This is a genomic window from Ruegeria sp. HKCCD6604 (assembly GCF_013110635.1).
Taxonomy (GTDB): Bacteria; Pseudomonadota; Alphaproteobacteria; order Rhodobacterales; family Rhodobacteraceae; genus Ruegeria.
The window spans coordinates 107,468-117,748 of the sequence record NZ_WVQW01000010.1 but is presented as its reverse complement, the minus strand read 5'-3'; the positions used below and the strand labels follow the sequence as shown (position 1 = coordinate 117,748).

General features: G+C 59.1%; 7 protein-coding genes and 1 pseudogene. 3 read left to right on the top strand and 5 right to left on the bottom strand.

The window, feature by feature from the left end:
* A pseudogene (locus GS614_RS19075) lies at nt 1-112 on the top strand (IS5/IS1182 family transposase); the annotation flags it as partial.
* Nucleotides 113-120: 8 nt separating this feature from the next.
* On the opposite strand, the gene GS614_RS19070 reads toward GS614_RS19075, so the two are convergent.
* From GS614_RS19070 to GS614_RS19050, 5 genes are read right to left on the bottom strand one after another with little or no spacing between them, the layout of a single operon-like run.
* On the bottom strand, nt 121-1,137 hold the full coding sequence (locus tag GS614_RS19070; RefSeq protein ID WP_152459696.1) for an Ldh family oxidoreductase: 1,017 nt from the start codon (nt 1,135-1,137) through the stop codon (nt 121-123).
* Between the two features lie 11 nt (nt 1,138-1,148).
* The gene (locus tag GS614_RS19065) at nt 1,149-1,778 is read right to left on the bottom strand and encodes a DUF3726 domain-containing protein (RefSeq protein WP_171727084.1); all 630 of its coding nucleotides are present in this window, start codon (nt 1,776-1,778) and stop codon (nt 1,149-1,151) included.
* Nucleotides 1,775-3,463: a hypothetical protein gene (locus GS614_RS19060; RefSeq protein ID WP_171727083.1), complete on the bottom strand. Its 1,689-nt coding sequence runs from the start codon at nt 3,461-3,463 to the stop codon at nt 1,775-1,777. The genes GS614_RS19065 and GS614_RS19060 overlap by 4 nt, the downstream gene beginning before the upstream one ends.
* 4 nt (nt 3,464-3,467) lie before the next feature.
* On the bottom strand, nt 3,468-4,442 hold the full coding sequence (locus GS614_RS19055; RefSeq protein WP_171206425.1) for a membrane dipeptidase: 975 nt from the start codon (nt 4,440-4,442) through the stop codon (nt 3,468-3,470).
* Nucleotides 4,442-5,884 carry an aldehyde dehydrogenase family protein gene (locus tag GS614_RS19050; protein WP_171727082.1) on the bottom strand — a complete coding sequence of 481 codons (1,443 nt, stop codon included), beginning with the start codon at nt 5,882-5,884 and terminating at the stop codon, nt 4,442-4,444. The genes GS614_RS19055 and GS614_RS19050 overlap by 1 nt, the downstream gene beginning before the upstream one ends.
* 103 nt (nt 5,885-5,987) lie before the next feature.
* Between GS614_RS19050 and GS614_RS19045 the strand changes: the two genes are divergently transcribed.
* Entirely contained in the window at nt 5,988-6,872 is an 885-nt protein-coding gene (locus GS614_RS19045) for a LysR family transcriptional regulator (RefSeq protein ID WP_171617404.1), read from the top strand.
* A gap of 116 nt (nt 6,873-6,988) precedes the next feature.
* Nucleotides 6,989-10,264, top strand: coding sequence for an adenylate/guanylate cyclase domain-containing protein (locus GS614_RS19040; RefSeq protein ID WP_171727081.1), 3,276 nt, complete (start codon nt 6,989-6,991; stop codon nt 10,262-10,264).
* Nucleotides 10,265-10,281: the final 17 nt, after the last annotated feature.

Genomic DNA, 10,281 nt, shown 5'->3' with positions numbered 1-10,281 from the left:
TATGTTTGGCAGGCTTAGGGATTGGAGGCGCGTGGCGACACGCTATGACCGTTGTCCCAAGGTCTTCCTATCAGCCATCGCACTCGTAGCAAACTCAATTTACTGGTTATGAATCCTGACCTAGCCTGAGCCCAAAATTGCTTCAATCTTTGACAGGGTTGCGGAGTTCACTGCAACTCCCGCTTTGCTTGACGAAAGCCGGCTCTTGCGGCGGCCATCACCGGGCAGATGCGCGCCGTCCTGAGATCTGATCGACTCAACCAGAGTTGCCATGGCATTTGAAAACAAACCTGCGGACGACGCCACGGGATCAATCGCAATGAAGAACTGCCCCGTTTTCGGGGGGCCACCGGCCGTTCCGGAAAAAGGCGATGCGTTCAACCCAAGTGTCGATCCGGTAAGGGCTGCGGCCATGACTTCGGTCAGCAAAGCAACACCCACGCCCTTGTAGCCGCCCGAGGGGGCCATGCTGCCTTTCAGTCCAACGTCAGGATCCGTTGTCGGGTTGCCGTCAGCGTCCAGCGCCCATCCGACGGGAATGGCCTTGCCTTCCCTTGCATGCTTCATCACTTCGCTTTTGGCGATGGTGCTGGCGCTCTGATCTATCAGCAGTGCGGGTTGACCATCTGTTCCCGGTGCAGCGATCGAGAACGGATTGGTCCCAACGACAGGTTTCGATCCGCCCGAAGGTGCGATGGATGCTGGCGCATTGGTGAACCCCAATCCGACCAGCCCTGCCTGGGCCAGCCGATACGTGTGATAGCCCAGCACACCGCAATTGTAGCTGTTTGTAATCGCCAATGCGGCGATGCCCTGTTCCTGTGCCGCAGGGATCAGCGCCTCGAAACCCAGATCAATGGCCGAATGTGCAAACCCGGTTTTGGCATCGACGCGGATGAGGCCCGGACGCGGGGTTTCAAGGGCAGGTTTTGCCTGACCGTCGACCTTGCCGCATTGAACATGCTCGCAATAGATCGGGATATACGCCAGCCCATGGCTGGCCACGCCGTCCGCTTCGGTCGCGGCTGTGGCAACAGCCAAAGGGCGCGCGTTTTCTTCGCTTGTGCCGGCGGCAACCAGCGCATTGAATGACAGCTCTTCGATTTCGGCAAGCGAGAGGGTTCTGGTTTCGGTCATCGGGTGGTCCTTCAATCGTTGTCTGACAAGCCTGAACCAGCGCCAAGCAGTCGGGATTCTTCAGTTGCGGGGGCATAGGTGCGATGCGCCACAGTGTTGAGGAATTGCCACGCCCCCGGATCCGGGTCAGCGCGGCTGTGCATGGAACGGGTGGGTCTGATGCGGCCGGTTTCGGTTATCCCGACGCGATTTGCCCTCTCCATTCCGAAATCGCCACAGCTGAGATGAACACCATCAGTGGTCGCTGAAACCCCGTCCAATGTGATTTCCAAAGTCGATTTCCGCTTTTTCGCCATGGTGGCGACAAAGGGCAGCAACAGAAGAGGAGCGGCAACATTGGAAATCAGAACTTTGCCTTGCGACAGGGCGTCCGGGAAATCTGATAATGCCGATCCGGTCATAAGGGGGCACAGATCCCGGGCGCCGGTCCACATGCCGTTCCGGGCCTCTGGGATGTGATGTTCCAGGTGCGGCGCAAATTCCTGCTCAAGCAACTGGGCCAGGATCGCAGGCCCGTCAAACCCCTGGACGCACAGCCATCGGGTTGCTTTCGCGGCTTCCTCCGCCACACCCCAGGCATATCCAGCCCCACGGGTTGCGCGTTTGGCGGTGGCTTCCACTTCGTTCAACGAGAAGGTCATTGCGCAACCTCCGGATAAACCCAAAGATCGGCGTTCGCGGTGTTCAGCTCTTCCGGGTAGGGCGCGCCCGCATACATGCAGATACGCACCCACCGATCCGAACGCGGGTCGAAATGCGTTGCCCCAAAGAAAGACAGTTTGGCCCGCAGCATATCAATGGGCATCACCTGCGCGCTGATCGTGTTGTCTCGAATTTCACCGTAGGGAGCGATACGGCTGATTTGCGCGCGGCGCACGCTGTGGCGGTGTTCCGGATGGCGCAACAGAAACTCTGCTATCGGAGCGTCATCAGGCCAGTTCTGCAACGCTTCGAAAGCCAGGGTTGCATCCCGCGCCGGTGCAAGAGGTTGTTCATAGTCCGAGATCGGCTCTTCGAACCGCTCCCCCAGCCGGGGTTCCAGCTTTTCTTCGGATACGTACCAGGCCCGCGCGCAGTTTTCGGCGGCGGCCCAATCAAGGTTCAAAGCCCAGTCAAAGCTGTTCCGGATCAACGCACGCACCGCTGATACCGGCATGGTCCCATCAATCACCTGTGCAGAGGCGTCGGTGTCTGCCATGCAGCTCGCAAGCCCGTCAACAAGCGCGCCGTAAGGTTCAAGGATCAAAGAGGCCAGCAGCTCCTGACCTTCTTCGGTCAGCGCGGTTTCGGACCAAAGGATCAGACGGTTCCAGGGGTGATCCTGTGTCAGATCATCCTTGGCCAGGTATTTTTCGATTTCTTGCAGATCCGAATTCAACGCCGCCAGCTTTTCCATCTGCACCGGGTGTTCAGATCGCCACCAGGCGATTGACTGTTTGCAGCGTGCAAAGACATCGCAAAAGACACGTGCCTCATCCGCCGAAGCCACATCAATGGACCGAACGCGCGAGATCGCCTCCTCGCGCACCATGATCCAGTTGTTGAACAGTACCGGGTGATTGACGATGAACGGCGCCATACCCAGGCCGGTCGAATTCCCGATGCCCAGCCAGCGCGCGATGTCCGGATCAAGCTCTGCGGTCTGGTCTCGGCCTTTGACCCGCGCCATGTGCTGTACCAGATCGCGCACAAAGGCGCGGGTCAGATAGACCGACAGCATCTCGATCTGGAACGGACCGCTGACTTCGGCCCGGCCGGCTGTCTTTTCGCGGTCCGCCGCGCCGAATTTGCCCGAACCATAAACGGCCGTGGTCCGCATCAGATAGCCGACCTTGTATATCTGTTCGAGGTCGGGTTGCTGCCCCGCAGCAAGCTGATCCACCACATGGGCCCAAAGCCGCACGGAACGGTTCGCCCGCGACAGGGACAGTTCGGCTTCGCTGACGCGTCCGGCTTCTTGCAACGGAACATTCTGCGACAGACGGTCGATATCGTCCGCCGTTGGAATGCCGTCAAACAAGGTAAAGGTGGCATCCCAGGCCTCGGCAATCACCCGGTCGGATCGTTGTTCGGGCGGCAGGTCATGGGCAAAGGCGACCAGCGAATAGGCCCGATCGGGGCCTTGCGCGGTATAGACCGCATGGCCCACACCCTTGTTGTCAATTTCGAACGCGGGGCGCGAAAAGCTCCAGTTTTCTTCGGCCATGCGACGCGTCAGCTGCCGCATAAAGCTGAGCCGACATTGGTGCAACGATCCCAAACGTGACAGCCGCATGACCGTGGATGGGTCACGTCTGGCGATCTCTGTCTGCGCGTGTGGTTCCATTTGGTTACCTTTGTGGGACGAAGTTCTCGGCAAAGAACCGATACCAGTTCCCGCCCATGATCCCGGCCACTTCGTCATCGTTCAGGCCGGTCGCGCTTAACCCTTTTTCGATGTTGCCAAAGTCCCGGTTGTCCTGAAACCAACCCGGCATCGGTGGGAATCCCGGCGCCGAGGCCGAGCCTTCGCCATAGTCGATCTCTTTTGACCAACGCCCCACACGCATCCATTCCACGACGCTGTCGGGCTGATCCTGACACAGGTCGGTGCCGATCCCCAGATGTTCGGCCCCGTATTTGTCAGCAGTGCGGGCGATCATTTCGCAAAAGCTCTCCAGCGTGCAATCGGACTTGTCCTTCAGGTGGTGAGGGTAGACCGAAAAGCCCAGCATCCCACCTTTTTCCGTTACCGCACGGATGACGTCATCCCGCTTGTTGCGCAGGGCCGGGGACCATTCGTGCGGATTGGCGTGTGTAATCGCGATGGGCCGGTCCGAGATTTCAGCCGCCTCGATCGTGGAACGGTCTGCCGAATGGCTCATGTCGACCACAAGGCCCACGCGGTTCATCTCTTTGATGACCTGCTTGCCCATGCGGGTGATGCCGGTGTCTTCGGCCTCGTAGCAACCGGTCGCCAGCAGGGATTGGTTGTTGTAGGTCAGTTGCATGAACCGCGCGCCCAGATCGTGCAGGATTTCGACCAGCCCGATATCGTCTTCAATGGGCGACGGGTTCTGAAACCCGAAAAACACGGCGGTTCGGTCCGTTTTACGGGCCGTGTCGATATCGCTGACCCAGCGGCCTTTCATGATCAGATCCGGATATTGCTCGAACCAGCGGTTCCATTTCTCGAAATTCAGAACCGTTTCGCGGAAATTCTCATGATATGCGATGGTGACGTGGATCGCGTCCACGCCCCCTTCGCGCAACTGGCGGAAGATCTTTTCCGACCAGTTGGCATATTGCAGGCCATCGATCCGCATCAGACAGGGCCTGCGCTGATATAGGCGGTTTTGACGGTCGTATAGAATTCAGCCGCCGCCTTTCCCTGTTCGCGGGGTCCGTACGAGCTGTCGCCGCGGCCACCGAAAGGCACGTGGTAATCGGTACCCGCGGTGGGCAGGTTCACCGTCACCACCCCGGTGCGCGCGCTGCGGCGGAAATGGGTGGCACGGGCCAGCGATTTGGTCACGATGCCCGAGGTCAGGCCGAAATTGGTGTCGTTCACAACGCTCAGCGCCTCGTCATAGCTGCCGACCTTGATGACGCTGGTCAGCGGTGCGAACATTTCTTCGCGGTTGATGCGCATGTCGTTGGTGGTGTTCAGGAACACGCCCGGCGACATGTAGAAACCGTCATGGGGCATCTCCAGCATCTGACCGCCACAGGCCAGCTCGGCGCCTTCGGTTTTGCCCAGTTCGACATAGGCAAGGTTTTCATTCAACTGCTGCTGGCTGACGACCGGACCCATCTGGACCCCGTCCTCCAGCGCGTGGCCGACCTTGATGGCCTGCGCACCGGCGACCAGTTTTTCGACGAAGGCATCATGGATGCCGGCGTGAACGACCAGACGCGACGAAGCCGTGCACTTCTGACCGGTGCCGCCGAATGCCCCGCCCAGCGCCAGCGTCACCGCCAGATCCAGATCGGCATCATCCATAACGGCCAGCGCGTTCTTGGACCCCATTTCCATCTGCACCTTGGTCAGGTTCTGGATGGCCGCAGTAGCAATGCCCTTACCCACGGGAACCGATCCGGTGAATGAAATCGCATTGACCTTGGGGCTTTCCACCAGACGCTGACCGATGGAACGGCCCGAGCCCATCACCAGGCTGAACAGACCCTTGGGGATGTCTTGCCGCGCGATGATTTCGGTCAGGGCCACGGCCGAGGCAGGGGTGATGTTGGCGGGTTTCCAAACAACCGCGTTGCCATAGCAAAGCGCCGGGGCGATTTTCCACGAAGCCGTTGCGGTGGGGAAGTTCCACGGGCTGATGATGGCAACCACGCCAACAGCCTCGCGGCGCACGTCAACCTCGATGTCCGGGCGCACGGAATCGGCGTTCTCTCCGATCTGTCGCAGACATTCGGCCGCATAGTAGGTGAAGAACTGACCGGCGCGGTAAACCTCGCCCTTGCCCTCGGCCAGCGGTTTTCCTTCTTCACGGCTCAGCAATGTGCCGAGTTCCTCGGCGCGGGCCATCAGTTCATTGCCGATGGCGTTCAGTACGGCCTGCTTGCGCTCCAACCCGTAAGCCGCCCACTCCAACTGTGCCACACGCGCCTGATCCAGCGCAGCCTCAAGCTGATCGGCACTGGCCTGCGCGAATATGCCGACCAGATCGCTCAGATCCGATGGGTTGCGGTTTTCGATTTCGCTTTCGCCGGCCAGCCATTCGCCGGCAATCAGATTCAGTTTGGTCACGTCAGGCCCCAAATTCGCAAATTTCAGTTTGCGAAAGAATGGAACTTGCCGGCGACATCAGTCAAACTCAAATAACTTTAGAAAACTTCAGAAAGATTGAAGCATGGCCGTGAAAATAGAAATGCTGCGGTGCTTTTGCACTGTGGCCCAAACCGGAAACCTTACCGAGGCAGCCAGCCGTTTGGGCCGCACGCAATCCGCGGTCTCAATGATGTTGAAACAATTCGAAGAGCATCTTGGCAAGAAACTGTTTGAAGGCGAACGGAAAAACCACCTTTCACCGCTGGGTCAGCAAGTTCTCGAGCTTGCGCTCAAACAGGTGCGGGATTTCGATCAGGCCGTTCAGAATATTGAACTGGCGGCACAGGCCGAGCATGGGCTGATCCGTATCGTATCCGTGCCGTCCGTGGGGGCGTTGGTCTTTCCTGCCCTGCTGGATCATATGACGTCTCGCTTTCCCGGCCTGAAGATCGAGCTGCGCGACGGAGATTCGCAGCAGGTTCTGGATGCGGTTGCCGGCGACACGTCTGATATCGGGATAGCGTCAGGCCACTTTCCGCTGAATGGGGTCAGTGCAGAGCCGCTGTTTCAGGACCGTTTCGGCTTGGTTGCAGCGTCCGATCATCCGCTGATGACACGGGCGGAACCGCCAGCCATTTGCGATCTGGTGGCTCAGCCTTTCGTGCGAAACGCCTTGTGTGACTTTATCGAGTCCGCGCCTTTCCGAGAGATTTTGGACAGGGCCGAGGTTACCATCCACAACACGCATTCCCTGATCACGACTGTCAGGGCAGGCCAGTGGATCACGGTCCTGCCGCAGACCGTCGCGCAATTCATTCCGGACGCAGTCGCCTTTCGTCCGATTTCAGATTTGCCGGACAGGCGCGAGGTGTATCTATACGTTCGGGAAAGGTCGCGATTCCGAGAAATCTCGGAGGCCTGCCGTTCATTTGTCCTGTCGAGTGGATTTGGAAATTCAAGCCTGTGAATGCATCAAAAGGGGATTAACCCTGCTCAAAATCACAAATTAATTTGGTTTTTGCAGACTCACGTCCGCTGCCATGCTAGGTTCTCGTTTGAAGTGGGGGACTTCAGAGGGGCGATATGTCTCAAGACCTGAGGGGCTGGTTGAGCGCAAATGGATTAAACGAGTACGCGCAGGCCTTCATTGATAACAAGATCGACTTTTCCATTCTGCCTGACTTGACGGCCGAGGATCTGATCGAAATCGGTGTGACCGCTGTCGGCGATCGTCGGCGGCTTTTGCGTGCCATCGAGCAACTTGATTCCTCGCAGATCGCCGCAGAGCCTGAACCCGCAGCGCCGCACGAACCTGCGCGGCGGCAGGTCACGGTGATGTTTGCGGACCTGACCGGGTTCACGAAAATGTCCAGCAAGCTGGATGCCGAGGATCTGCACGCGCTGCTCAACCAGTTCTTCAGCAAAGTGGACAATGTGGTCGAAAAATACGGCGGACGCATCGACAAGCATATCGGTGATGCGGTCATGGCCGTTTTCGGAGCGCCGATCTCACATACCAATGACACGGAAAGGGCAGCACGGGCCGCAGCTGAAATTCATGCGGTTCTTCCGACGTTATCACCGCCGCTGTCCTGCCATATCGGTATCTCTTCGGGTCAGGTCATCGCCAGTACGACAGGCAGCCAGTCGCACACGGAATATACAGTGACAGGGGATGGGGTGAATCTGGCGTCTCGGCTGACAGATATCTCAGGGGGCGGCGAGACTCTGGTCTCACATGACATTCAACGCGCGCTGGGCCCGTTGTTCGTGGGCGAATCCATCGGGGTCAAGGCGATCAAGGGGCTGAACGAGCCGGTTGAGGTCTGGCGTCTGGACCGGCTGGCCAGGAACATTCGGACCAGACGGCACAAATTCATCGGGCGCGAGCGCGAGATGTCGATTTTCTCGGCCACATTCGACCGATGCCAACGCCATGGAAAAGGTGAAGTGCATATCGTTCTGGGCGAACCCGGAATTGGAAAAACCCATCTGTCCGAGCAAGTGGCGGAACTGGCGACAAGCCTGTCGTACACGATCCACAACGGCGTTGTGATGGATTTCGGCGCGCGCGAAGGTCATTCAGCCATTCAGACCGTTGCACGCAGCATTCTGGGGCTTGAAGCGTCGGACGGGGCGGAAACCGGGGCGGCCGTTGCTAAAGAGGCCATTGCCAAAGGCTGGGTCAGCCCTTCCAACGCTGCGCATCTCAATGCTTTGCTTGAACTCGAGCAGGATCCGGGCCTGGCCGAGGTCTATGCGGTGATGGACAACAAAACCCGTCTGCGGGGGCGGCGTCAGGTGCTGGAGGAGCTGCTTTCCGCCAGCAGTCGGGAATCGCCCCTGCTTATTCAGATTGAAGACATCCACTGGGCGACGCCCGACATCCTGGCGGCGTGTTCTCATATCGCCGCGGTGACGCGGAACACGCCCTGTGTGTTGATGATGACCAGCCGGGCCGAGGGCGATCCGATCGACAGAGACTGGCAGATGGCCACGGATGGCGCGCTGGTGTCAAAACTGGAACTGGCACCGATGGGAGAAGAGCACGTCAGGCAACTGGTCGAGGAGTTCCGGGCCATCGATCGCGACTTGCTGGAAACATGCGTCCAGCGCGCCGGTGGAAATCCGTTGTTTCTGGAACAGCTGTTGCGAAATACGGATGTGCTCAAACAGGAAACTGTGCCGGGCAGTATTCAGGGTATCGTTCAGTCGCGATTGGATGCGCTGGATCGCGCCAGCCGAACCGCCATTCAGGCCGCATCGGTTCTGGGTCAACGGTTCTCGCCCGAAGTTCTGAATTTCATTCTGGGTGAAGGGCATCTGGATACAAGCAACCTGATCCGCTCGGCGTTGATCCGAGAGGCAGGGCCCGATTTCATGTTTACCCACGCGCTGATCCGGGACGGGTCCTATGCAACATTGGTCAAATCCGAACGTGCCCGTCTGCACCGACAGGCGGCTCAGTGGTTCGAAGACAAGGATGCAACCTTGCGCGCCCAGCATCTGGACCGGGCCGGGGCCAATAACGCGGCACAAGCCTATCTGGAAGCAGCCGACAAATTGATTCAGGCCTTCCGGTTCGACGATGCCAGCCCGCTGATCGAGCGTGCTTTGGAATTGCCGTCCCCGGCGGGTGTCCGATTTGACCTGCTGTGCGCGCGGGGCGAAACCCATCGGTTGCAGGGGTTGTCAAACGAAGCTTTGGACGAGTTCAAAGACGCCGCCCGTTTGGCTGAAACAGACGAGCAAATCGCCCGGGCCCATATCGGGCTTGCGCAGGCGGCGCGGCAAGCAAGCCTGTATCAGGACGCGCTGGAAGCGCTCGACACGGCCGAGGCAGCAGCACAGCGCTGCGGGTCCGAGGAAGATGAGGCCCAGATAAGCTATGTGCGCGGCAACGTCTATTTCCCGCTGGGCCGGAACAAAGAAGCGCTGAAGGCCAACGAGCGGGCGCTCTCGCTTGCCCGCAAGCTGGAATCCCCGCGCCTTGAGGTTGGGGCGCTGAGTGGATTTGGCGACGCCAATTTCATGAAAGCCTCGATGAAGACGGCGGCGGGGTTCTATACCCAAGCCGCTGAAAGGGCGCGCGAAAAAGGGCTGGTTCGGGACCTTGCGGCCAATCTGCACAATCTCAGCGTGGCACGCAGCTATACTGGGGATGTCGGGCAGGGCCGAGCAGATGCCAATGAGGCGATTGAAATCTCGCAGACCTATTTCGCCTTCGTTCCGGAATGTGTCGCGCAAACATGCCTTGGTGTGGCCGAGACCTTTCTGGGCAGCCTCGACCGTGCGCTGGAAGCCTTTGGCGTTTCTGCCGAAATCGCAGAGCGCGTGGGCGCAAAACGCCTTGAAGCGCAGGCGTTGGAACATCTGGCCAGAACGCAGGTTTATGCTGGTCAGGTCGGGCGCGCACGTGAAACCGGTCTGCGAGCGGTCGAAATTGCGCTTGAACATGGCCGCAACTTTGTTGGACCCAAGGCCCTTTCAGCCCTGGCGATGGCCGAAACGGACCCGGATGAGCAAACGCGCCTTTTGAAACTGGGTTCCGAGATCATCGCCGAGGGATGTGTCGGCCACAGCCATCTGCACTTTTTCCCCGATGCCAGCGCCGTCATGCTGGCGCGTGGTGATTGGGATGCCGCACTTGAATATGCGGATGACCTTGCCGCGTTCACCAGGAACGAGCCGTTGCCGATGGTTGACCTGTCCATTCGTCAAACACGGCTGTTGGCCGAGAGCGGAAGGCAGATTATTCCACCGTCAGAGCATAGCGGTTTTGCCGGTATGACCGAGCATTTTGCCGCGATGGGCATTACCCAATCCTTGCTGGGCCGCGCGGATTTTCTGACCGGTTAGGCGGCAAGGCAGGAGGC